Here is a 22,931-nt window from a genome sequence, read left to right on the forward strand (position 1 = left end):
GCTCATCGCAGGTCTCCCTCGTCGTACTCCGCCGACGAGCCCTTCGCCGTACGCTCACGCAGCTCGATCCGGCGGATCTTGCCGGACACCGTCTTCGGCAGTTCGGCGAACTCGATCCGCCGGATCCGCTGGTACGGCGCGAGCACCGACCGCGAGTGCGCGAAGAGCACCTTGGCCGTGTCGGGGCCCGGCTCCCACCCCTCGGCGAGGACGACGTACGCCTTCGGCACGGCCAGCCGCAGCGGGTCGGGCGCGGGCACGACCGCCGCCTCGGCCACCGCCTCGTGCTCGAGTAGCGCGCTCTCCAGCTCGAACGGCGAGATCTTGTAGTCGGAGGCCTTGAAAACGTCGTCGGAACGACCGACATAGGTCACATATCCGTCAGCGTCCCGCGAGCCGATGTCACCGGTGCGGTAGTAGCCGCCCGCCATCGCCTCCGCCGTACGCTCCGGATCGCCGTGGTAGCCGGTCATCAGCCCGACCGGATCCGCGGAGAGGTCGAGGCAGATCTCGCCCTCACTCACCCCCGGCTCCCCCGTGACCGGGTCGAGCAGTTCGACGACGTAGCCGGGGCTGGGCCGCCCCATGGAACCGGCGAGGAGCCGCTGCCCCGGGGTGTTGGCGACCTGGACGGCCGTCTCCGTCTGCCCGAAGCCGTCCCTGATCGTCACGCCCCACGCGCGCCGCACCGTCTCGATGACCTCGGGGTTCAGCGGCTCGCCGGCCGCCAGGGCCTCGCGCGGCGGCGTACGCAGCTGTCCGAGGTCCGCCTGGATCAGCATGCGCCAGACAGTGGGCGGGGCGCAGAAACTCGTGACGCCCGCGCGGTCCATCTCGGCCATCAGCCTGGCCGGGTCGAAGCGCGTGTAGTTGTGGATGAAGACCGTCGCCTCGGCGTTCCACGGGGCGAAGAGATTGGACCAGGCGTGCTTGGCCCAGCCGGGCGAGGAAATGTTGAGATGGACGTCGCCGGGCTTGAGCCCGATCCAGTACATCGTCGCCAAGTGCCCGATGGGATACGACACATGGGTGTGCTCGACGAGCTTGGGCCGGGCGGTCGTACCGGAAGTGAAGTAGAGCATCAGTGGGTCGGTGGCGTGGGTAACGCCGTCGGGCACGAAGGCTTCCGGGCTGCGGTAGGAATCGGCGTACGAAAGCGGGCCCTCATGGCCGCCCACAACAATCCGCGTGTAGTCCCCCGGTACGTCGTCGAACTTCGCCGCGTCCTCGTCCCGCACGATCACGTGCCGGGCCCTGCCGCGCTCGATCCGGTCCCGCAGATCGGCGACCCCTAGCAGCGGCGTAGCCGGGATGACCACGGCGCGCAGCTTCATCGCGGCGAGGGCGGTCTCCCACAGCTCCACCTGGTTGCCGAGCATGACAAGGACGCGGTCGCCGGGCCCTACCCCTTGCGCGCGCAGCCAGTTGGCGACCTGCCCGGAGCGCGCCGACAGCGCCTCGAAGGAGATCTCGGTGCGCCGGCCGTCCTCCTCCACGATGTGCAGGGCGGTCCTGCCGTTGCCCTCGGCGATCCGGTCGAACCAGTCGAGCGCCCAGTTGAACCGCTCGGGGCGCGGCCAGACGAAGCCTTCGTACGCCGCCTTGTAGTCCTCCCGGTGCTGGAGCAGAAAGTCCCGTGCCGCGCGGAATTGCTCCGTAGCGTCGCCTCGTGCCGCCATGCGTCCTCCTCGTTGCCGGACCACTGCCAATCAGTGACCTCATCTCACTACCCCCGTACGGGGGTGAAGGGAAACCCTCGTGGGGGATGTCACCGAGGCGGTGGAGACGCATGCGGCTCTGTCGGCCACACCCGCCGGCTGCGTATCGCCGAGCCGAGCGGCGCGGCGCGGCGACGCGCGCGCTGCACGGCCTGGTCATCACGGCGGGCAGCGGACTGGGCGGAATATCCATGGCGCTGTCGCGCCCCTGCGCGGTCACGGACTACCACGCGTCGCGGCACATCAGCCACGAGTACGACGTGGCGGTCGCCGCCGAGGGGCTGCGCGCGGTGCTGGCGGTGCCCGTGGTCGTACGCCACACAGTGCGCGGTGTCCTGTACGCCGCCCTGCGCGACGCACTACCGCTCGGCGACCACGCGCTGAACGCGGCGATGGCTGCGGCGCGCGAGCCGGTGGCAGGGCACAGCGCGTGGGAGCTCGTCAGGGGCGCGCACAGCGAACTGCGCGCGCTGGCACGGCGGGTGACGGCCCCGCGCCGCGGCGCGAGCACCAGGTGGCGCCGGCACCGCGCGAGGTGGACGTGCCGGCCTGCGTGGCGGCGGGCTCGACGAACGCCGTGGCGGCGCGGCGGCTCGGCCTGCGCCCCGAGACGGTGAAGGGGCTACCTGTGCTCCGCGATGCGGAAGCTGGGCGCACACCCGCCGGGAGGCGGTGGTCGCGGCCCCCCGCGCGGGCCTGTTGCCGTGACGGTGGCGGTTGCCGGCAGTCCGGCGGGGCGCGCCACGCCCTACGCCGAGAAGACGCCGAATCGCACATCGCGTGTGCCAGCCGACGTCATCGTGGCGAGGACGTACTCGCCCTCCTCCACCAGCGCCGCCCGCTGCGCCCGGCCGAGCGTGCCGAAGGGTTCGATCGTCAAGGTCACGGCGTTGCCCCCCTTGGCCTCGTCCAGTCGCCAGATGCCCGCCAGGAAGCCGTCCACCAGGAAGGTGGAGTGGCTCTGGTTGCCCTTCCAGGTCCGCACCTTGTACTCCGCGGGCACCACGCGCGTGCGGTCCGCGTGGGACAGCAGCACGTTGTCGTACTCCGGCAGGAACCGTGGCGGCGCCGGAGTGTCCTCGTCCGGCCGGGGCGCGTCCGGGAGGTCGAAGAGCTCGACGCCGTACACGTCCTGGAAGGTGACGAGCCGCGGCCGGAGCCGTTCGAACGCCTCCCGCAGCCGCGTCAGCCCACACCAGGTCTGCATGTCCTTGACCGAGGCGGGGCCGAACGCCGCGAGGTAGCGCAGTACGGTCGCGTCGGGCGCCGGGGCCGGCTGCGACTCCCGGCCGAACCACTGCTCGGCGGTCGTCAGCGCGACCTGGCCGCTGCGCCCCCACAGGCCGCGCGGCGTGACCTGAACGAGCGGCAGCAGGCAGCGCGCGGCGACTGAGAGGGCGAGCGGCTCCGCGTCGGGCCACTCCTTCAGCAGCAGCTCCCGGATCTCCTTCAGCGTCCTGGGCCGCTCCTCGACGAAGTCGCGGGTCATGGCCGCCAGCCGTTGCGGATCCACGCCCGTGAGCCCCTTGCGGAACATCTGGAGTTCGCGGTCGCGCGCGCCCTGGACGAGCGGGCGCAGCGTGAGGCAGTCGTCGGCGGTGTGCGTGTGGATGGTGGAGCGCAGGGTCACGAGGCGCGCGACCTCGCGGGAGGCCATCAGCCCGGACAGCTCCTCGGGGTCGAAGCCCTCCAGTCGCGCGGCGAGCTGGTAGTACGGCGGCTTGGTGTTCTGCGCCTGGAGGCCGACGAGGTGCCCGACGGCGTCCTTGGCGGACATCGCGGTACGCCGGAGCAGGAGCTGGCGCGCCAGGGTGGCGCGGTTGAGTGCGCGGGTACTGAGTTCGGCCGGTGCCGGTGCGGGGTTCGTCGTCTGCGGGGCCATGCTCAGCACGCTACTCACGCTTGCGGACAGTTTCCGTCCGCGGTGACAGAACTACGCCAACGACATTTGGGGCGTATATCCTGCCCGTGCCCGACGGCGCGCCTTCGCGCGCGCCCGACCGACGCGGGAGGTGAGATCTGCGATGACGGAGCGACGCGTCCGTGCCGCACTGTCCCCGAGGAAGAACGCCTGGCGCAGGCAGTCCCCGGCACCGCCCGTCCCTCCCGCCGGTCCGTCGTCGCCCGACGGCGCCGCCGCGTCCCCCGACGGCGTACAGCGCAACGGCGCCAGCGTCGTGCACGCCGCGCTCTACCGCGACGGCCGTCGCGTCTCGGCCCCCGACTCGCTCGCCGAGACCTTTCGCCAGCTGCGGGAGTACCCGTCCGGCATGGCCTGGATCGGCCTGCACCGTCCTTCCGAGGACGAAATCCACTCCCTCGCCGCCGAGTTCGACCTGCACCCGCTCGCCGTCGAGGACGCCCTGGAGGCCCATCAGCGCCCGAAGCTGGAGCGTTACGGGGAGACGCTCTTCGTCGTACTGCGCGCGGCGCGTTACATCGATTCGGCGGAGGAGGTCGACTTCGGCGAGCTGCATGTCTTCGTCGGCCGGGACTTCGTCATCACGGTCCGCCACGGCGCGGCGCCCGATCTCTCCGTCGTACGCAGGCGCATGGAGGACGCCCCCGAACTGCTGGCGCTGGGGCCGGAGGCGGTGCTGTACGCGATCCTCGACGCGGTGGTCGACGGGTACGCCCCGGTCGTCGAGGGCGTACAGAACGACATCGACGAGATCGAGACCGAGGTCTTCCGCGGCGACCCCGAGGTATCCCGCCGCATCTATGAACTCTCCCGCGAGATGGTCGAGTTCCAGCGCGCCACCCGCCCCCTGGTCGGCATGCTGCACGGTCTGATGGCGGGCTTCGCGAAGTACCGTACGGACGAGGAACTCCAGCGCTACCTGCGCGACGTGGCCGACCACGTCACCCACACCAGCGAGCGCGTCGACGGCTTCCGCCAGGCCCTGGCCGACATCCTCACGGTCAACGCGACGCTGGTCACGCAGCAGCAGAACGCGGAGATGCGGGCGCTGGCCGAGGCGGGCTTCGAACAGAACGAGGAGATCAAGAAGATCTCGTCGTGGGCTGCCATCCTGTTTGCACCCACGCTCGTGGGAACCATCTACGGCATGAATTTCGACCACATGCCAGAGCTGGGATGGGTGTTCGGATACCCGTTCGCGGTCGCCCTTATGGGTGTTGTTTGTCTGAGTTTGTACCTCATTTTCAAGCGCCGCGACTGGCTTTAGGTCACGCGGTCGGACCCGGTCATGCGCTTCGCGGGCAACGGTCCTTCCTGGTCAGCGGCGGACACGGGCGATGAGCAGGGCGACGTCGTCGTGGTCGTCGGGGTGCCGCAGTGCGGCCAGAAGGTGATCGCAGGTGTATTCGAGAGTGCGGTGTGGGCCACCGAGGAGAGTGAGCAGGGCGTCCAGGCGGGTGTCGATGTCCTGGTCGCGGGTTTCGACCAGGCCGTCGGTGTAGAGGACGAGTTGGTCGCCGGGGTCGAGGTCGATGGCGGTGGTGCGGAAGGGGACGCCGCCGACACCCAGCGGGGCGCCAGTAGGCAGGTCGAGCAGTTCGGGCTCGTGCCCGGGCCGCATTCGGACCGGGGGCAGGTGTCCGGCGGTGGAGATGCGGCACTGCGCGCTGTGGGGGTCGTAGAGCGCGTACGTGCAGGTGGCGAAGTAGGGGTCCAGGCCGGCGGTGATCCGGTCCAGGTTGAGGAGGACCTGGGTGGGCTCGAGGTTCAGTCCGGCGAGCGTCTGGGTGGCGGTACGCAGCCGTCCCATGGTGGTGGCGGCCTTGATGCCGCTGCCCATGACGTCGCCGACGACGAGGGCGGTCTTGTGGTCGGGCAGCGGGAGGATGTCGTACCAGTCGCCACCGACCTCACTGGCGACGCCGGCCGGCTGGTAGCGGGAGGCGACCTCCAGGCCGAAGAGCCACGGCGGTGGCTCGGGCAGGAGGCTGCGCTGAAGGGTGAGGGCGGTGTCGCGCTGCTGCTGGTACCAGCGGGCGTTGTCGATGCAGACGGCCGCGCGCGCGGCAAGTTCGGAGGCCAGGGTGGCATCGTCCTCGGTGAAGGGCTGTGGGTTGCGGGCCCGTACGAGATCCAGGGCGCCGAGCACTTCGCCGCGCGCGATCAGCGGCACGGCCAGGTAGGAGTGGACGCCGGCCCGGGCCAGCAGTGCGGCAGCTCGGGGGTCGCGGCCGATGAGGGACAAGTCGGCCTCGCCCACGTGGGGCACCATAACGGGCCGGCTCGTGTTGACGGCCCGGGTGACCAGGCGGTCGGCGTCGTAGCGGGTGACCTCGCCGTGAGGGTCGGCCGCCGCCGCGGCGGCATCGGTGGCGTAGGCGACGGCAACAGCCAGGGCTCGGAACAGCGCCGGTCCGTTGGTGGGAACGACGGTGCGGTGGCCGGCCAGGGCGGAGTCGAGAACGTCCACGACCGCCATGTCGGCCAGTTCCGGCACGGCCACATCGGCCAGCTCGCGGCACGTCTGCTCCAGATCCAGCGTCGTGCCGATGCGCACGGAGGCGTCAGCGACCACACTCAGGCGATGCCGGGCCCGGTCGGCATCCAGAGCCGCTCGGTGCCGGTCGGTGACGTCGACCGCTGAGGTGCCCACGCCCAGCACCGTTCCACCAGGGTCTTCCAGCCGGTAGTACGAGATCGACCAGGCGTGCTCGGCGTCGGGGTCGGCCTGGGTCCGGCCAGTGACGTACTGATCCAGCAGCGGAATGCCGGTGGCGAGGACCTGGCGCATACCGGACTCGATGCTGTCGGCGTCCAGGAACGGCAGCGCTTCTGGCGCACGCCGCCCGAGGTGCTCCTCGGCCGGCAGACCGTTGATCCGCTCCAGTGCCGGGTTGACCATCACGTACCGCAGATCGGTGTCCAGGACGGCCAGCCCGATCGGTGACTGGTCGACCAGCCGTACCGACAGTGCCAAGTCCCGCTCCACCCGTTGCAGCGTTGCTTGATCGGTGGCCAGACCCAGGGCATACAGATCGCCGCGGTCGTCCAGCAGTCGCATGTTGCGAAACTCGAGCAGCCGCGTGCCCCTGTCCTTGTGGCGCACGGGAAAGACGCCCGCCCAGCTCCCCTCACCCTCCATGACCTGGGCGAACAGCCGCAGCACGAGATCAACATGCTCCTCCGCCACCAGCAGCTGCGCCGCGAACCGGCCAAGCGCCTCCTCAGCGCTGTACCCCAGCAGTGCCTGAGCCTGCGGGCTCCAGAACACGATCCGCCCGTCGGCATCCAGGACGATCGCCGCCACGCCCAGCACATCCAGCAGCCCACCCGGCGGCGAAGGGCCCAGCTCCGCTCGTCCGGCGGGACCAAGATCAGCCTGGAACCCCTCTGCGTCCATGGCAGGCTGCTCCTTCCAGCCCGCTGGCACGGTGGGTGATCGCACTGCTTGCAGCGGGCGACGACGTGGTTTCTTCCATCGTCGCCCCGCACCACTGGCCCGGCAGCCCATGGCTCGGCGTCCTCGCGAGTAGCCAAAAGCCCGGACGCGGTGAAGAGGTTCCCCGATAGCCTGGAAGAACAAGGTGCTAGCGGGGTTCAGCGGGCGGCGACTGCCCGTGGGACGGCTCGCACCGGCCCGGGCGAACGGCTCAGGAGGACGGACCATGATCCATGCAGCCGATATCCGTGAGTGGCGCAACCACAGCGTCGTCGACCCGAAAGGCCACAAGATCGGCGTGCTGGAAGCGATCTACGTGGACACCACCACCGACGAACCGGCCATGGCCACGGTCCGCACCGGACCCCCCACCCGCCACCGGCTGACCTTCGTGCCCCTCGGCGAGGCGATCCTGGGGCCGGACTACGTCAAGGTCTCGTACGACAAGGCGCTGGTGAAGAAGGCGCCCGCGATCGGCATGGACGACATCCTGCCCGCAGAGGCAGAAGAAGCGATCTTCCAGCACTATGACATGGCCTACCAGCCGGGCGCCGCCGGCGAACGCCAACTCGCGCGCCGCTGACTGCCCGCGCTCAGCCGGAAGGAGATGTTCGCACCATGGCTCTCTTCCTGTTCCTCGTCCTTGTGGCCGTCGTGTTGGGAATCATCGGCGTGGTGGTTGAGGGGCTGTTTTACCTACTGATCATCGGCATCGTGGTCCTCGCGGCCACTCTGGCCTTCATCGCCGTGCGCTGGTCCCGGCGCTCCGGGCGGCGTCCCATCCGATAACGCCGGGCAGCCAACTCATCGTCGCTACCCTTCCACTTGAGGTGCTTCCACCAGGGGTGGCTCACCCCAGGGCGCGGTCAGTGCCTCGCGCAGTGCGGTGGTGGCGGCGGTGCCGATGCGCTCGGCCAGGACGCCTTCGATGACGGCGATGGTGGCCAGGGCGCGCTGGTGGGCGCGGGCACCTTCGGCGGTGACGCGGACCAGGCTGCTGCGCGCGGAGGCGGGGTCGGGCACCTGTTCCAGCAACCCCATCCCGATCAGACTGTGCACGGCCTGGTGGGCGGTCTGCCGGGTGACACCAACCCGTCGGGCGAGCTCGGAGATCGAGGTGCCCTCCTCGTCGAGCGTGGCGAATACGGCGGCCTGGGCGGCGGTCACCGGTCGCTCACCTGCCGCCTGCATGCTCGTGAGCAGCGCGTCTTCGAACCAGCGCTTGGCCTGGACGAGCAGCTGAGGCAGGTTCTGTGCGGGCTTGCTCATGGCTCCTCTGAAAGCGCGGGGGATCTTGAGCATAGCCACCGCCCGGCGCATGGTCACGACCGACGTCAGCCGAGTCCGGCGAAGCCCTCCACCGCCCGGGTCTTGCCGGTGACGATGATGACGTCGCCCTTTTCCACCACCGTCTCGGCGGTCGCGTAGGTGAAGTCCTGGCCGGACCGCTTGATACCGACGACGGTCACGCCGTACTTGCTGCGAACGGCACTCAAGCCGAGCGGGACGCCGGTGGCGATGTCCGGCGCGACTGTCTTGACCAGCGCGTAGTCGTCGTCGAACTCGATGAAGTCGAGCATGCGTCCCGTCACCAGGTGAGCCACCCGCTCACCCATCTCGTGCTCGGGCAGGACGACATGATGTGCGCCGAGCCGTTCGAGGATCTTGCCGTGCTGACGGCTGATCGCCTTGGCCCAGATGTTCGGTACGCCCGCGTCCAGGAGGTTGGAGGTGATCAGGATGCTCGCCTCGATGTCGGTGCCGATGCCGACGACCGCGCTGGTGAACTCGTGCACACCGAGCTGCTGGAGCACTTCCGGATCGGTGCAGTCGGCGACGGCGGAATGGGTCAGCGCGTCACTGTGCCGCTGGACCAGGGGCGCGTCGGTGTCGATCCCGAGTACGTCCCAGCCCCGCCGTGTCAGTTCGTGGGCCAGTGAGCTGCCGAACCGGCCCAGGCCGATCACGGCGACCCGCTGGTCGCTCAGCTCGGGGCGCTGTTCCGCGAGCCGCCTGCGGCGGCGACGGCGCAGGGATTGCAGGTAGTTACCCAATGACGGGTCGCTCCTCGGGTAGCTGGTAGCGGCGGGTCCGTTCGCGCAGGGCGAGCGCCGAGACCAAGGTGACCGGCCCCAGTCGGCCGACGAACATGAGCAGGATGAGAATCAGCTGTCCGGACTCCGGGACGTCCGCGGTGATGCCCGTGGACAGCCCGACGGTGGCGAAGGCGGACACACTCTCGAACAGCACGGCCTCGAACGGCGCCCTGACGACGGTGAGGAGGGCGAGCGTGGACACCATCACCAGCCCCACGCCGAGCAGTGCCACGGTCAGTGCCTGGCGCAGGACGTGCGGTGCCAGACGCCGTCCGAAGATGGCGGAGCTGGGTTCACCGCGTACCTCGGCGACGATCGCGGCGGCCAGAACGGCGAAGGTGGTGACCTTGATACCGCCGGCGGTCCCCGCGCTGCCGCCGCCGATGAACATCAGCGTGCACGTCATCAGCAGGGTCGAGGCTTCCATCGCGCCGATGTCGAGCGCGTTGAACCCGGCGGTACGGCTCATCGCGGAGTGGAAGAAGCCGTTCAGCAGCTTCTCACTCCAGTCGAAGTGGCCCAGGGTGCCCGGGTTCGACCACTCCAGCAGGCTGGTGAACACCGTGCCGGTCGCGAGCAGAATGGCCGTGGTGGTCAGTGTCAGCTTGGTGTGCAGTGACCAGCCGCGTCGCCCGGTCGTGCGCCGCCGTCGGCGGTGGCGCAGCAGTTCCAGCAGTACGGGGAAACCGATGCCTCCGAGGATGACCGCTGCGGCGATGGGGAGGGTCACCCACGCGTCCTGGGCGTATCGGGTGAGGTTGTCGGCATGCAGCCCGAAGCCGGCGTTGTTGAAGGCCGATACGGCGTGGAAGTAGCCGAGATACACCGCCTGGCCGATGGATTCTCCGTACCCGTACCTGAAGCGCAGAGCGAGGACGGCTCCGGCCGCGAGCTCGATGGCGAGCGTGGTGCCCGCGACTCCCAGCAGCACGCGGCGTACTTCGCCGATACCGAGGCTCTTGGTCTCCGCCTGGGCGGTCAGCTGCATGCGCAGGCGCAGCTTTCCGGAGACCAGCAACCCGAGGAGCGAGGCCATCGTCATGATGCCGAAGCCGCCGACCTGGATCAGTGCGAGGATGACACCTTCGCCGAAGCCACTCCAGTACGTACCGGTGTCGACGACCGCGAGTCCCGTGACGCACACGGCCGAGGTCGAGGTGAACAGCGAGGTCACGAAGCCGGTGGCGCCACTCTCCTCGGAGGAGAGGGGCAGCGACAGCAGCGCGGCCCCGGCGAGCGTCACCGCGGCGAAGGCCATCACGACCGTCCGGGCGGGGTGAGCGGTGACCAGCGACTTCCACACCCGTGTCGCGCGTCCTGCCACCGCGGTCGGCCTTCCTTCTCGGCGTTGTGCCTGCACGCTACAACGCGTCCGCCTCGCCGGCGTGGGGGGCGCGCACGAACGTCCGGCCTACGGTGATCCGGGCGGGGCAGGGGCGAAATCGCCGTGCAGCGTGGCGTCCTCGCCGGTCGGGCTCGCTGTCGCGGAGGCGCTGTACGTATCGTCTCCCGGGTCCCGCGCACCCTCGCCGTGGTTGTACTGGCCTGCGAAGACGTGCTGTCCCACAGGGACCGTACGGCCCGGCTTGAGCGTCCAGCGGAAGACGAGGGCGCCGTTCTCCTCGCGTACGGAGACGGTGAAGTCGTCGACCGGGAGGGAGCGCCAGCTGCCGGTGTCCGCGACGCCGCCCGTCTGGGCGACGCGCAGTTCGACCGTGAGCGCGTCGAGCGGTTCACGGGTCTTCAGCCTGACGTTGCTCTGCGCCCAGAAGCGATTGCTGTGCGGGTCCACCACACCCTCTCCCCGCAGGTAGGCGTCCTCCGCCGCGTGGTCCGCACCGGTCAGTGGTGGCGGGGCCGGGGTCGGGGGTGGCGGCGTCGCGGTCGAGTGGGTGGGTTTCGCATCCCGGGTGGCGGAGGCCACCGCGTAGCCGCCCGCCACCAGCACCCCGGCCACGGCAGCCGTCGCGCCCGTGATACGCAGCCAGGACGCCGGCGATCCGGTGCGCCCGCCCGCCGCCCCGGCCGCGGGCGGTGCCATGGCCCGCTCCACCCGCGCCAGCATCCGCGCGCGGTCGGGCCGGTGCGCGGCGGCCGCTTCGCGCAGCTGCCTGCGGAGCTCGTCCATCAGCGCCTCTCTCCCACGAGTTCCGCGGTGGCATTGCTGTCCAGCAGCTTTTCCAGCTGCGCCACGCCCTTCGACGTCTGGCTCTTCACCGTACCGACCGAGACTCCCAGGGCCAGCGCCGTGTCCCGCTCGGAGAGGTCGAAGGCGTGGCGCAGTACCACGCAGGCTCGTTTACGGAACGGCAGTGTGCGCAGCGCCTGTTGGACGTCGACGACCGCCGGTACGTCCGGGCCGTCCGCGTGCTCGGCGCGATGCGGCCAGACAAGAGCGACCCGGCGGCGTTCCCTTACGGCGCTGCGGATTCGGCTGCGCGCCAGATTGGCGACGACACCGCGGGCGTACGCCGCGGGGTGGTCGGCGGCCCGTACCCGGTCCCAGCGGTGCCAGAGGGCCACCAGCGCGTCGGCCGCCAGATCGTCGGCGGCGTCCGCGTCCCCCGTAAGGAGATGGGCGAGGCGGGCAAGGCCGGCGTGGTGGCGCTCGAAGAACTCATGGAACTCCGCGGCGGCGTCCGGCGGGACTGTGCCCACGGCTGGCCTCCTCCCCTTGCCATTTGTTTACTGGCCTGCTTAATAGTGCGCCCGTTCCCCTGGTCCGGGAACGCGGCGTCACGTAATTTGTTCGGCGTACGACCAAAATGGTGCCGGAGAACGGCAGCCGCCGCCCTGCCTCGCCTGATCCCCGCAAGGAACCACTGTGAAGTTCACCGACGGCTTCTGGCTCATGCGCGAAGGCGTGCACGCCTCGTACGCCACCGAAGTCCGCGATCTGCATGTCAGTTCCGACCACATCACCGCGTACGCCGCTGTCAGACGCGTCGAGCACCGCGGCGCCACCCTCAACACCCCGCTCATCACGGTCGAGTGCTTCTCACCGGCCGAGGGCGTCATCGGTGTACGCGCGACCCATCACGCCGGAAAGGCGCACCACGGGCCCGAGTTCGAGCTGTTCGGCGCGGACGGCGGATCGGGCGGCGGATCGGCTGCCACCACCCGGCGGGACGGCACGGTCACCGAGCTGACCAGCGGGCCGCTGACGCTGCGGTTCGACACGGAGCAGGACTGGGGGCCGGTCTTCCTCGATGGGGAAGGGCGCAGGCTCACCGCCGTCGAGAGCAAGGGGACGGCCTTCGCGACCACCGCGGACGGCGGGCACCACATGGTCGCCCAACTCGCCCTGGGGGTGGGCGAGAACATCTACGGGCTCGGTGAGCGTTTCACTCCGTACCTGAGGAATGGCCAAAGCCTCGATCTGTGGCAGGCGGACGGAGGGACGAGCAGCGAACAGGCGTACAAGAACGTCCCGTTCTATCTGTCCTCGCGCGGTTACGGCGTCTTCGTCAACCATCCGGGGAAAGTCTCCTTCGAGATCGGTTCGGAGTCGGTCGGGCAGGTGCAGTTCAGCGTCGAGGACCAGTCGCTGGAGTACTACGTCGTCGCCGGGCCCTCGCCGAAGGATGTCCTTACCCGCTACACCGCTCTGACCGGCCGGCCCGCGCTGCCTCCCGCCTGGTCGTTCGGGCTGTGGCTGACTACCTCCTTCTGTACGGCTTACGACGAGGAAACCGTCACCTCTTTCGTCGACGGAATGGCTGAGCGTGAGATTCCGCTGTCCGTCTTCCACTTCGACTGCTTCTGGATGCGCGAGTACCAGTGGTCGGACTTCCGGTGGGACCCCGATGTCTTCCCGGACCCGGACGGCATGCTGGCCCGGCTCAAGGAGCGGGGCCTGCGGATCAGCATGTGGATCAACCCGTACATCGCGCAGAAGTCCGCGCTCTTCGCGGAGGGGGCCGAGGCCGGCTATCTGGTGCGGCGGGCCAACGGTGACATCTGGCAGTGGGATCTGTGGCAGCCCGGCATGGCGCTGGTGGACTTCACCGATCCGGCGGCGCGCGAGTGGTACGCGGGCAAGTTGCGGGCCCTGCTCGAGCAGGGTGTGGACTGCTTCAAGACCGACTTCGGTGAGCGCGTGCCGACGGATGTGGTGTGGCACGACGGCTCCGACCCGGAGCGGATGCACAACTACTACACGCACCTCTACAACCGGACGGTCTTCGAGCTGCTGGAGAAGGAGCGCGGGGGTGGTGAGGCGGTGCTGTTCGCGCGGTCGGCGACGGCAGGCGGGCAGCAGTTCCCGGTGCACTGGGGCGGTGACTGCTTCGCCTCGTTCAACGCGATGGCGGAGTCGTTGCGCGGCGGTCTGTCGCTGAGCCTGTCGGGGTTCGGCTTCTGGAGCCATGACATCGGCGGGTTCGAGGGGACGCCCGACCCCGATGTCTTCAAGCGGTGGCTCGCTTTTGGGCTGCTGTCGTCGCACAGCAGGCTGCACGGCAACGTCTCTTACCGGGTGCCGTGGGCATTCGGCGAGGAAGCGGTGGATGTGGCGCGGCAGTTCACGCTGCTCAAGCACCGGCTGATGCCGTATCTGTACGGGGCGGCCGTCGAGGCACACCGGACGGGTGTGCCGGTGATGCGGCCGATGCTGCTGGAGTTCCCGGAGGATCCGGCGTGCCGGCCGCTGGACCGGCAGTACATGCTCGGTCCGGATCTGCTGGTCGCGCCGGTCTTCAGCGCGGACGGTGAAGTGGAGTATTACGTGCCGGCTGGTACGTGGACGCATCTGCTGAGCGGTGAGGTGGTGACCGGGCCGGTGTGGCGGCGGCAGACGTACGGCTTCGACAGCCTGCCACTGTTTGTGCGGCCGGGCGCGGTGCTGCCGCTGGGCGCGGACGACCAACGGCCGGACGGGGAGTGGCTGGAGGGGCTGACTCTGCGGGTGTACGAGCCGGCGGCGTTGGTGGAGCGCGGGGTGCCGGTGACGGTGACGGTGCCGGATCGGGTGGGGGCGGATGCGGCGGTGTTCCGGGTCGTGCGCGAGGGGGACTGCGTCCGGGTTACGGCGGAGGGGGCGTCGGCGCGGCGGTTGCCGTTCCGGGTGGAGTGGGGGGACGTTGGCGCGGAGGGGGCGGGTGAGGTGGTGCTGGGGGTGGGGTGAGGGGGACACGGGTGCGGGTGCGGGTGCGCCGGGGGCGCGGGTGCGGTGCGGGTGCGGTGCGGGTGCGGTGCGGGTGCGGTGCGGGGTGCGGGTGCGGGCGCGGTGCGGGGTGCCGGTGCCTGCGGCGCTTTCCCCTACCCGCCCCTTCCCGAACTGGGGCGCTGCCCCAGACCCCGGTCCTCAAACGCCGGACGGGCTGAACTGGCCGAGGTGGGTAACTGGGGCTCGCCCCAGACCCGCCCCTCAAGAGCCGGACAGGCTGAAGCGGCCGGGGGTAGCTGGGGCTCCGCCCCAAACCCCGGTCCTCAAACGGCGGAGGGGCTTGAGGGGTGCGGGAGCATATCCAGCCCGTCCGGCGTTTGAGGACACGCCCGAAGGGCGTCCGGGGGCTTGCCCCCACGCGGCGCCCGCCGCAGGCGTCAGGGCGTGAAGGTGAGCTCCGCCAGGCGGATCGGGCCTCGCAGTTCGGCCCGGATGTCTTGGACGCCGGACACCTCGATCTCCGCGCGCAGCACCTCGTAGGCGTACGGACCACCACTCGCCGGGACCTCGATCGCCGCCAGCGGCGTGCCGTCCGCCAGCGTCAGGGTCACCGCGCCCGGCGCCGTCGCTGAGACCGTGGCTGTGACGGACGCCGCGCCCGCGCCGAAGTCGCAGTACCGGAAGAACAGTTCCCCCCGCTCCCCCGCCACCGGCGTCACCGCGTCGCCCGCCACCTTCGACCGGTCCACGATCTCCGTGCCGCGCTGCTCGTCGTAGTCCACCGCCGCGATGCCCGCCGCCAGGACCGGGCGGGGCGCGGGCGCCTCGCCGTCGATCCGTACGGTCGCCGTGCCGCGGATGTCCGTACTCGACGCGCCGGCCAGGAACTCGTAATGACCGGGATCGACCGTCCAGCGGCCGTGTGCCACGTCCCAGAAGCCGAGCGCGGAGACGGGCACCTCGAACTCCAGCCGCCGCACAGCGCCCGGCGCGAGGTGGATGCGGCGGTGGCCCACGAGCTCGCGCAGTGGGCGCGGGACGCGCGCGCCGAGTGCCCGCGCGTACAGCTGCGCGACCTCGTCCGCGGCTACCGCACCCGTGTTGGTGACGGTCACGGCGACTCGTACCGCATCCGCTTCGACCGTGGCGGACACGTCCTCGTACGCGAAGGAGGAGTACGACAGACCGTGGCCGAAGGGAAAGAGGGGCGTGCCGTCGTAATAGAGGTACGTCTGGCGGCTGCCGATGATGTCGTAGTCGAGCAGCCCCGCCAGATCGGAATCGGCGGCGTACCAGGTCTGCGGCAGCCGCCCGGCGGGCGAGACGTCACCGGCGAGGACCCTCGCCAGGGCCGTGCCCGCCGCCTGGCCGCCGTGTGCCGTCCACAACAGCGCCGGGAGCTCGGTGGCGGCTTCCGGGACGGCGTACGGGTACGACGAGGCGAGCACCAGCGCGGTGCGCGGATTGGCGGCGCGGGCGGCGCGCCACAGGCGGTCCTGGTGGTCCGGCAGGGCGAGGGTCGTCCGGTCCTCGGTCTCGCGGCCGTTGATGTGCGGGTCGTTGCCCCCCACCACGATCACCACATCGGCGGCCGCCGCCACGCGGGCCACCTCCTCCTCGCCGCGCTCCACGACCTCGACGGAAAAGATCTCACCCTCTGCGGCAACCTTCACGCCGTCGGCGGCGACAGAGACGTAACCACCCGTCGCCATGTGCTTGAGGAGATGCCCGCTGCCATGAGGTTCGAGACGGAAGGTCTCCTGGACGGTCCAGCCGCCCGGCTGGTCGGCGGAGGCCCGTACGAAGCCGTCGTCGGCCACCGAGAGGTACCGGGCGTCCGGTGCGCGCAGGGTCAGGACTCCGCCACCCCAGTCGGCCAGGGCGAGTTCGGTGCCCTTGGTGCCCTCCGCCGCGACGGTCAGCGGCGGGAGGTCGGTGCGGCCCGCCAGCAGCGCCGGGTCCAGCGCCCCCTCCGCTCCGCGTGCCCCGGCCGGCGCATCGCTGTCCGGGACGTACAACGCACCGGCCGCACAGCACAGCCGTATCCGGTCCGAGCCTTCCGCGTACGTCACCCTGTCGTGGCCGAACCGTTCCCGCACTCCGTCGAGCGGCGTGGAGCTGCGGATCAAGGTGCCGCTGTACCAGTCGAGTTTGCACTCGTCAGCGAGTGGTCCGACGACGGCGATGCGCGGCCCGGTGGTCGGGTCGAGGGGCAGCAGACCGTCGTTCTTCAGCAGGACCACAGCCTGTTCGGCGGCCTCTTGAGCGAGTTCGCGGTGGGCGGGGGTGTCGAAGTCCGTCACCTGCGCGTGCGGGTCGAGGTCCGGGTCGAACTCGCCCAGGATGAGACGTACGTACAGCTGCCGGAGGACGGCCGTGTCGATGTCGGACTCGTCGATCAGGCCCTGGTCGAGGGCCGCGCGTACCCGGGCCACGGTCGTCGATCCGTCCGTGCCGAGGTCGGTGAAGCTGTCGACGCCCGCCAGCAGTGCCGCCGCCGTCGCTTCCTCGTGGGTGTCGAAGTAGTGCTGCGAATCGACGAGGTTGCTGGGTGCGCCGGCGTCCGAACAGACGAACAGGCGCTGTTCGGTCCAGGCACGCAACTCCTCGCGCAGATACGGCGAGAGGTGGTTGGGGCGGCCGTTGACCAGGTTGTACGCGGGCATCACACCGGCGACCGCACCGGCCTCGACGGCGGCTCGGAAGGCGCGCAGATCGTACTCATGCAGGACGCGCGGCCTGACGGAGGCGGAGAAGGTGTCCCGGTCGGTCTCGTTGTTGTGGGCGAGCCAGTGCTTGAGGACGGGCGCGGTCCGCCAGTAGTGCGGATGGTCGCCGCGCAGGCCCCGGGTGTACGCGACGGCGATGGCGGAGGTGAGTGTCGCGTCCTCGGAGTAGCCCTCCTCGCCGCGGCCCCACAGCGGGTTACGGAGCAGATTCACCGTGGGCGCCCAGACGTTGAGGCCGATGCGGTCGTCGTGCGCGCGCATGGCCCGCGCTTCGCGGGAGACGGCTTCGCCGACCCGGCGCACCAGGTCCTCGTTCCAGCTCGCGCCGAGCCCGACGGCCTGGGGGAAGACGGTCGCGGGGCCCATCCATGCCACACCGTGCAGTGCCTCCTGACCGGTGCGGAAGGACGGGAGGTCCAGCCGGTCCACCGCGGGCGCCACCTGGTGGAGCATCGCGATCCGTTCGTCGAGCGTCAGCCGGCCGAGCAGATCCTCCGCCCGCTTGCCCAGGGGCAGGTCCGGGTCTCGGAAGGCAGGCGGCTGGTGGGCGAACAGGTCTGCAGTCACGTGCGGTTTCCCTTGGTCATGGGCGAGTGGGCTTTCGAAGCGCTTCGATGCTCTTGCTCACAGAGCTCGGGTGTCAAGACACATCACCACCACGCCGTCCCGCATTCCGCCGCCCACTCAACACCACCGCCCCGCCCGTAACATCCGAGGAATCTTGGCTTCGACTCTTGTGCGGTCAGAAGCGGTCACTTAACCTCGCAGCAACATCGAAGCGCTTCGACGATGAGGACGGACCAGTGTTCTCGTCTCCTCATCTCGCGCCTCGCTCAAGCCAGTTACGCCGACGCATCTCCGCCGGGTGTCCAGGCGACCGTGCCATGAAGGGTTGACGCATTGACATCCTCCCCCTCGTGAACGAGGGGGGTTCCTTACTTCGCAGTGAGGGTTTCCTGCTTCGCAGCAGGTTGCCCCGTCCGGGAGGACTCCCGTTGAGGTCTTACACCCGCTCCACAGGCTGTAACCGCCAGTCCGGCGGCCAGAATGTTGCATGCCGCGTTCACATCGCGGTCATGCGTGGTACCGCAATCGCACGTCCATTCACGGACGTTCAGCGGCAGTTTCTCTCGGACGGTGCCGCATGCGGAGCACAGTTTGGTGGAGGGGAACCAGCGGTCGATGGTGACCAGGTTCCTTCCGTACCAGGTGCACTTGTACTCCAGCATCGTGCGCATGTCGGTCCAGGCCGCGTCCGAGATGGCGCGAGCCAGATTCTTGTTCTTGACCATGTTGCGGACGGTCAGGTCCTCGATCACGATCGTTTGGTTTTCACGAACGAGCCGAGTGGTGAGCTGGTGCAGGAAGTCCCGGCGCCGGTCGGCGATCCGGGCGTGGATCTTGGCGGCCTTGATGCGGGCCTTGTCCCGGTTGCGGGAGCCCTTCTCCTTCTTCGCCACGACCCGCTGGGCCTTGGCCAGGCGTGCACGGTCCCGGCGTTCATGCCGGGGGTTGGTGACCTTCTCCCCGGTGGAGAGCGTCACCAGGCTGGTGATCCCCGCGTCGATGCCGACGGCGGTGTCCAGGACGGGCAGGGGCTTGACCGATGCATCTTCGCAGAGCATGGACACGAACCAGCGGCCCGCGCTGTCCTGGGACACGGTCACCGTGGACGGCTCCGCCCCCTCGGGCAGAGGCCGGGACCACACGATCGCGAGTGGGCTCTCCATCTTGGCGAGCGTGAGCGCACCGTCGCGGTATTTGAACGCCGACTTGGTGTACTCCGCAGAGCGTCGGGTTTTCTTCTTCGACTTGAACCGGGGGTACTTCGCCCGGCCCTCGAAGAAGTTCGAGAACGCGCCCTGGAGATGCCGCAGCGTCTGCTGCAACGGCACCGACGACACCTCGCGGAGAAAAGCGAGCTCTTCGGTCTTCTTCCACTGCGTCAGCATCGCCGAGGTGGCGTTGTAGTTCACCCGCTCCTGGCGCTGGAACCGCGCCCCTGTGCGGGCTTCCAGCGCCAGGTTGTAGACCTTGCGGACACACCCGAACGTGCGCGACAGCTCCGCCGCCTGCTCGTTCGTGGGGTGAAAGCGGAACTTGAACGCCCGCTTCACCAGCTCGGTCTTCACATCTCACTAACTACCGGTCCCGTTAATAAGACACGGACAGCCAGAACAGATACGCACAGAAGCCCGGCCGCTTCGCGGCTCCGGGCCAAGGATGCCTTTGCTCCCCGAGCTAAAGCACGGGGTACCCACGCAAGGAGACTGGGATGACGCCGAACTCCCCCTCCACCCCGAGCCGGAGAAGCTTCCTCGCCTCCACGGCGGTCGCCGCCGTCGCGGTGGCCGGTGGATCGCCGCTGCTCGCCGCCTGCGGCGGGCCCGCGCAGGGCGGCAAGGAAGGTGCGACCGCGGGCAAGGCGCTCAAAGCCATCCTCCCGAAGTACGTACCCGCGAACCTGGTCAGCCCGGACATCCCGAGCGTCAACGGCTCCAGCGCCGGCTTCACCAAGCTGCCCGATCCGCTGGCCACTTCGGTCAAGGGGGCTCCCGGCAAGGGCAGCACTTTCAAGGCCATGACCCCCATCTGGGGCACCGTGCCGAAGAAGGACAACGCCTACTACACGGCCGTCAACAAGGCGCTGGGCGCCACCGTCGTTTTCGACCCGCAGGACGGCAACACCTACCAGGAGAAAATCGGCGCCGTACTCGCCGGATCCGACATCGCCGACATCGTCACCATCCCCGGCTGGAACTTCCAGGGTCAGATCCGCAACGCGATCGTCAGCAAGTTCGCCGACCTGGGTCCGTACCTCTCCGGTGACAAGGTCGAGAAGTACCCGAACCTCGCCAACATCCCCACCGGGGCGTGGCAGATGTCGGTCTTCGGCGGCAAACTGCGCGGCCTGCCGATGCCCGCGCCCATCATCGGCAACGCGATCTTCTATCGGAAGGATCTCCTCGACGGGCTCGGTGCGACGCTGCCCGCCAGCGCCGATGAACTGCTCGCCTTCGCCAAGGAGTACACGGACGCCAAGAAGAAGGTCTGGGCGTTCGACGATCTGTGGACCTGCATCCAGAAGATGTTCGGCGTGCTCCCCGACGCTCCGCACTACTGGCAGCTCGACGGCGACAAGCTCGTGCACAAGATAGAGACCGTTGAGTACCGCGAAGCGCTCGCCTTCGCCCGCAAGCTGCACGACGCCGGGGTGGTCCACCCCGACGCCGAGGCCAACAAGGACGCCGACGCCAAGATCCGGTTCACCAGCGGCGGGGTCCTGATGTACAACGACGGCACCGGTGCCTGGCAGGGCATGGTCTCGGAACAGTCCAAGTCCAACCCGGAGTTCGACATGCGGGCACTTGATCTCTTCAGCTCCGACGGCGGGAAGCCGGTCCTCTACCAGGATCCGCCGGCCGGGATCTTCTCCTTCATCAACAAGAACCTGCCGAAGGCGAAAATCGAGGAGTTGCTGGCCCTGGTGGACTACGCGGCCGCGCCGTACGGCACCAAGGAGTTCCAGCTCATCAACTTCGGCGTCGAGGGGACGCACTATGAGATGAAGAAAGGTGTCCCGGTCCGCACCGACCGGGGTGTCCAGGAGGCTCAGCCCGCCACCTACCTGTTCTTCGCCTCCCCGCCGAGCGTCATCGCCTACCCCGACTTCCCGGAGGTGGCAAAGGAGTACGCGGGCTGGATGGCCCGCCAGGCGCCGCACATCAAGAAACCCCTCTTCTTCGGCATGCAGATCGTCGAGCCGCAGCGCTACGCCTCCCTCTACACCCCCTTCGACGACTTCCAGAAGGACATCCGGCGCGGCCGCAAGAAGGTCAGCGACGTGGAAGAGGCCGTGAACACGTGGAAGAAGAGCGGTGGCGACGAGCTGCGCGAGTGGTACGCCGACATCCTCGCGAAGCAGGGCTCCGGCCAGTGAAAGGGAAGTCCGCCGCCCCCACCGGCGGCATATCCCGCCGCCAGAGATTTCTGCGCGACCGGACCCTGCTCCTGATGACCGTGCCGGCCATCGTGCTGCTGCTCGTCTTCAATTACGTGCCGCTGCTCGGCAACGTGGTCGCGTTCCAGGAGTACGACCCCTACGGCGCGGGCATCACCGGCAGCCCGTTCGTGGGGACGTACAACTTCGAACGGCTCTTCCTGGACAACCGGTTCTGGGACGTCCTGGTGAACACCCTGGTCATCTTCTTCACCCAGCTGGTGCTCTTCTTCCCCCTCCCCATCGCGCTCGCCCTGCTGCTCAACAGCGTGCTCAACGACCGTCTCAGAGCATGGGTGCAGGGCATCATCTATCTTCCCCACTTCTTCTCCTGGGTTCTGGTCGTCACCGTTTTCCAGCAGATGCTGGGCGGCGCCGGGCTGATCGCACAGCAGTTGCGACAGCGCGGCATCGAGGGTTTCGACCTGATGACCGACCCGGAGTTCTTCAAGTTCCTGCTCACCGCCCAGTCGGTGTGGAAGGACGCCGGGTGGGGGGTGATCGTCTTCCTCGCCGCGCTCGCCGCTGTCAACAGTGAGCTGTACGAAGCCGCTGCCGTGGACGGCGCCGGGCGCTGGCGCCGCATGTGGCACATCACGCTGCCCGCGCTGCGGCCGGTCATCGCCCTGCTGCTGGTGCTGCGCGTCGGCAGCGCGCTCAACCTCGACTTCGAGCAGATCCTGCTCCAGCGCGATCAGGTCGGCGCCGGTGCGGCGGAGGTGCTGGACACCTACATCTGGTGGACGGGCGTCAAGACCGGTGACTTCGGCTACGCGACCGCCGCCGGAATCTTCAAGGGCGTGTTCAGCGTGCTCATGGTGCTGCTGGCCAACAAGGTCGCTCATCTGCTGGGTGAGCAGGGGGTGTACTCGAAGCGATGACCGCCGTACTCGTGGATCCGCAGGGCACGGTGGAAACGCCGCTGCAGAGAATCGACCGCACCGGCCGGCGCCCGGTGTGGGAGGAGGAGCCGACCAGGATCGGGCAGGGACTGAAGGGGCTGTCGCTCGTCGCCATCTGCCTGGTCGTGCTCGGCCCACTGTGGGTCGTCCTCGTCACCAGCCTCTCCGACCGCAAGACCATCACGGAAGCCGGCGGTCTGGTCATCTGGCCCGGGACGATCACTTTCGAGGCTTACGAGGCGCTGCTGAGCGGTGGCGCGGTGACGCGCGCGGCGCTGGTCAGCGTCGGGCTCACCGTGGTCGGCACCGTCTTCAGCATGGTCGTGTCCGTGCTGTGCGCGTACGGCCTGTCGCGGGTGGGGTCCTTCGGGCACCGACCGCTGCTGATGATGCTGATGGTCACGATGTTCTTCGGTGCCGGGCTCATCCCGACGTATCTGCTCGTCACCGGAATCGGGCTGCAGGACAGCTACTGGTCGATGATCCTGCCGAGCGCGATCAGCGTCTTCAACATCCTGGTCCTGCGCGCCTTCTTCATGGGGACCGCTCCCGAGCTGATCGAGAGCGCCCGCATCGACGGCGCCGGGGAGTGGCGCATCCTGTTCACCATCGTCATGCCGCTGTCCCGCGCGGTCGTGGCGGTGATCTCGCTCTTCTACGCCGTCGGGTACTGGAGCCAGTGGTTCAACGCCATGCTCTACATCCAGGACAGCGAAAAGTATCCCCTGCAGATGATCCTTCGTCAGCTCGTGCTCCAGCACCAGGTTCCGCCGGGCGCGATGGGTCAGGCGGTCAGCAGTGGAGCGCTGAGCAGCCTCGCGGTGCAGATGGCGGTGATGATCCTGGCGCTGATTCCCGTCGCCGCGATGTCGCCGTTCGTGCAGAAGCACTTCCAGAAGGGGATGCTGATCGGCGCCGTCAAGGGCTGAGCGGTTTCCCCTCCCTCAATCCCCCGTCGTATCCGGCTGTACCTGTCCAGCCGGGTACGACGGGCTCCACACCCAGGGAGAGTTGACTGT

General features: G+C 69.1%; 16 protein-coding genes and 2 pseudogenes. 8 read left to right on the forward strand and 10 right to left on the reverse strand.

Features of this window, described 5'->3' with window-relative positions; translation table 11 throughout:
- Positions 1 to 2: 2 nt before the first annotated feature.
- A complete protein-coding gene (locus tag ABZX79_RS00350; protein ID WP_355249599.1) occupies positions 3 to 1,679 on the reverse strand; it encodes an AMP-binding protein in 1,677 nt (558 codons plus the stop codon).
- A gap of 152 nt (positions 1,680 to 1,831) precedes the next feature.
- On the opposite strand from ABZX79_RS00350, the pseudogene ABZX79_RS00355 reads away from it, so the two are divergent.
- Positions 1,832 to 2,426 (forward strand): annotated as a pseudogene (locus tag ABZX79_RS00355) (LuxR C-terminal-related transcriptional regulator); the annotation flags it as partial.
- Positions 2,427 to 2,466: 40 nt separating this feature from the next.
- Here the strand turns inward: ABZX79_RS00355 and ABZX79_RS00360 are convergent.
- Positions 2,467 to 3,600, reverse strand: a complete 1,134-nt coding sequence (locus ABZX79_RS00360; protein ID WP_355249600.1) for a winged helix DNA-binding domain-containing protein — start codon at positions 3,598 to 3,600, stop codon at positions 2,467 to 2,469.
- A 142-nt stretch (positions 3,601 to 3,742) separates the two neighbouring features.
- On the opposite strand from ABZX79_RS00360, the gene ABZX79_RS00365 reads away from it, so the two are divergent.
- The gene (locus ABZX79_RS00365; RefSeq protein ID WP_355249601.1) at positions 3,743 to 4,906 is read left to right on the forward strand and encodes a magnesium and cobalt transport protein CorA; all 1,164 of its coding nucleotides are present in this window, start codon (positions 3,743 to 3,745) and stop codon (positions 4,904 to 4,906) included.
- Positions 4,907 to 4,957: 51 nt separating this feature from the next.
- Here the strand turns inward: ABZX79_RS00365 and ABZX79_RS00370 are convergent, their stop codons facing one another.
- A complete protein-coding gene (locus ABZX79_RS00370; protein ID WP_355249602.1) occupies positions 4,958 to 7,039 on the reverse strand; it encodes a SpoIIE family protein phosphatase in 2,082 nt (693 codons plus the stop codon).
- A 265-nt stretch (positions 7,040 to 7,304) separates the two neighbouring features.
- On the opposite strand from ABZX79_RS00370, the gene ABZX79_RS00375 reads away from it, so the two are divergent.
- Both ABZX79_RS00375 and ABZX79_RS00380 read left to right on the forward strand, forming a co-directional pair.
- On the forward strand, positions 7,305 to 7,661 hold the full coding sequence (locus tag ABZX79_RS00375) for a PRC-barrel domain-containing protein (RefSeq protein WP_355249603.1): 357 nt from the start codon (positions 7,305 to 7,307) through the stop codon (positions 7,659 to 7,661).
- 35 nt (positions 7,662 to 7,696) lie between these two features.
- Complete coding sequence (locus ABZX79_RS00380; RefSeq protein ID WP_355249604.1) at positions 7,697 to 7,867, forward strand: hypothetical protein; 171 nt, start codon at positions 7,697 to 7,699, stop codon at positions 7,865 to 7,867.
- A gap of 24 nt (positions 7,868 to 7,891) precedes the next feature.
- Here ABZX79_RS00380 and ABZX79_RS00385 read toward each other — a convergent pair whose 3' ends face one another.
- From ABZX79_RS00385 to ABZX79_RS00405, 5 genes are all read right to left on the reverse strand, one after another.
- Entirely contained in the window at positions 7,892 to 8,347 is a 456-nt protein-coding gene (locus tag ABZX79_RS00385; protein WP_355249605.1) for a MarR family transcriptional regulator, read from the reverse strand.
- A 65-nt stretch (positions 8,348 to 8,412) separates the two neighbouring features.
- Complete coding sequence (locus ABZX79_RS00390; RefSeq protein WP_355249606.1) at positions 8,413 to 9,132, reverse strand: TrkA family potassium uptake protein; 720 nt, start codon at positions 9,130 to 9,132, stop codon at positions 8,413 to 8,415.
- On the reverse strand, positions 9,125 to 10,498 hold the full coding sequence (locus ABZX79_RS00395) for a potassium transporter TrkG (protein WP_355249607.1): 1,374 nt from the start codon (positions 10,496 to 10,498) through the stop codon (positions 9,125 to 9,127). The genes ABZX79_RS00390 and ABZX79_RS00395 overlap by 8 nt, the downstream gene beginning before the upstream one ends.
- A gap of 87 nt (positions 10,499 to 10,585) precedes the next feature.
- Positions 10,586 to 11,302 carry a hypothetical protein gene (locus ABZX79_RS00400; protein WP_355249608.1) on the reverse strand — a complete coding sequence of 239 codons (717 nt, stop codon included), beginning with the start codon at positions 11,300 to 11,302 and terminating at the stop codon, positions 10,586 to 10,588.
- Positions 11,302 to 11,832 (reverse strand): SigE family RNA polymerase sigma factor, encoded by a 531-nt coding sequence (locus ABZX79_RS00405; protein WP_355249609.1) that lies wholly within the window; start codon positions 11,830 to 11,832, stop codon positions 11,302 to 11,304. Before ABZX79_RS00405 ends, ABZX79_RS00400 begins: the two co-directional genes overlap by 1 nt.
- A 166-nt stretch (positions 11,833 to 11,998) precedes the next feature.
- Between ABZX79_RS00405 and yicI the strand changes: the two genes are divergently transcribed.
- Positions 11,999 to 14,299: an alpha-xylosidase gene (gene yicI, locus ABZX79_RS00410; RefSeq protein WP_355249610.1), complete on the forward strand. Its 2,301-nt coding sequence runs from the start codon at positions 11,999 to 12,001 to the stop codon at positions 14,297 to 14,299.
- A 419-nt stretch (positions 14,300 to 14,718) separates the two neighbouring features.
- Here the strand turns inward: yicI and ABZX79_RS00415 are convergent, their stop codons facing one another.
- Together ABZX79_RS00415 and ABZX79_RS00420 are read right to left on the reverse strand one after the other, a co-directional pair.
- Positions 14,719 to 17,565 carry a glycoside hydrolase family 3 C-terminal domain-containing protein gene (locus ABZX79_RS00415; RefSeq protein WP_355250028.1) on the reverse strand — a complete coding sequence of 949 codons (2,847 nt, stop codon included), beginning with the start codon at positions 17,563 to 17,565 and terminating at the stop codon, positions 14,719 to 14,721.
- Between the two features lie 380 nt (positions 17,566 to 17,945).
- Positions 17,946 to 19,142 (reverse strand): RNA-guided endonuclease TnpB family protein, encoded by a 1,197-nt coding sequence (locus ABZX79_RS00420; RefSeq protein WP_355249611.1) that lies wholly within the window; start codon positions 19,140 to 19,142, stop codon positions 17,946 to 17,948.
- Positions 19,143 to 19,285: 143 nt separating this feature from the next.
- Here ABZX79_RS00420 and ABZX79_RS00425 point away from each other — a divergent pair, with 143 nt between their 5' ends.
- The 3 genes and pseudogenes from ABZX79_RS00425 to ABZX79_RS00435 all read left to right on the forward strand — a co-directional run bounded on the left by ABZX79_RS00425 (position 19,286) and on the right by ABZX79_RS00435 (position 22,841).
- On the forward strand, positions 19,286 to 20,950 hold the full coding sequence (locus ABZX79_RS00425) for an extracellular solute-binding protein (RefSeq protein ID WP_355249612.1): 1,665 nt from the start codon (positions 19,286 to 19,288) through the stop codon (positions 20,948 to 20,950).
- 23 nt (positions 20,951 to 20,973) lie between these two features.
- Positions 20,974 to 21,891 (forward strand): annotated as a pseudogene (locus tag ABZX79_RS00430) (ABC transporter permease subunit); the annotation flags it as partial.
- Positions 21,888 to 22,841 carry a carbohydrate ABC transporter permease gene (locus ABZX79_RS00435; protein WP_355249613.1) on the forward strand — a complete coding sequence of 318 codons (954 nt, stop codon included), beginning with the start codon at positions 21,888 to 21,890 and terminating at the stop codon, positions 22,839 to 22,841. The pseudogene ABZX79_RS00430 and the gene ABZX79_RS00435, both read left to right, overlap by 4 nt.
- Positions 22,842 to 22,931: the final 90 nt, after the last annotated feature.

Source organism: Streptomyces sp. NPDC002994, from assembly GCF_040611155.1.
In the GTDB taxonomy this organism is placed as follows: domain Bacteria; phylum Actinomycetota; class Actinomycetes; order Streptomycetales; family Streptomycetaceae; genus Streptomyces.

Bases quoted from the DNA above. Each gene is read 5' to 3' on its own strand.
- ABZX79_RS00350 (WP_355249599.1), bottom strand. From the start codon at position 1,679: ATGGCGGCACGAGGCGACGCTACGGAGCAATTCCGCGCGGCACGGGAC.
- ABZX79_RS00425 (WP_355249612.1), top strand. From the start codon at position 19,286: ATGACGCCGAACTCCCCCTCCACCCCGAGCCGGAGAAGCTTCCTCGCC.
- ABZX79_RS00380 (WP_355249604.1), top strand. From the start codon at position 7,697: ATGGCTCTCTTCCTGTTCCTCGTCCTTGTGGCCGTCGTGTTGGGAATC.
- ABZX79_RS00365 (WP_355249601.1), top strand. From the start codon at position 3,743: ATGACGGAGCGACGCGTCCGTGCCGCACTGTCCCCGAGGAAGAACGCC.
- ABZX79_RS00360 (WP_355249600.1), bottom strand. From the start codon at position 3,600: ATGGCCCCGCAGACGACGAACCCCGCACCGGCACCGGCCGAACTCAGT.
- ABZX79_RS00370 (WP_355249602.1), bottom strand. From the start codon at position 7,039: ATGGACGCAGAGGGGTTCCAGGCTGATCTTGGTCCCGCCGGACGAGCG.
- ABZX79_RS00385 (WP_355249605.1), bottom strand. From the start codon at position 8,347: ATGAGCAAGCCCGCACAGAACCTGCCTCAGCTGCTCGTCCAGGCCAAG.
- ABZX79_RS00375 (WP_355249603.1), top strand. From the start codon at position 7,305: ATGATCCATGCAGCCGATATCCGTGAGTGGCGCAACCACAGCGTCGTC.
- ABZX79_RS00435 (WP_355249613.1), top strand. From the start codon at position 21,888: ATGACCGCCGTACTCGTGGATCCGCAGGGCACGGTGGAAACGCCGCTG.
- ABZX79_RS00400 (WP_355249608.1), bottom strand. From the start codon at position 11,302: ATGGACGAGCTCCGCAGGCAGCTGCGCGAAGCGGCCGCCGCGCACCGG.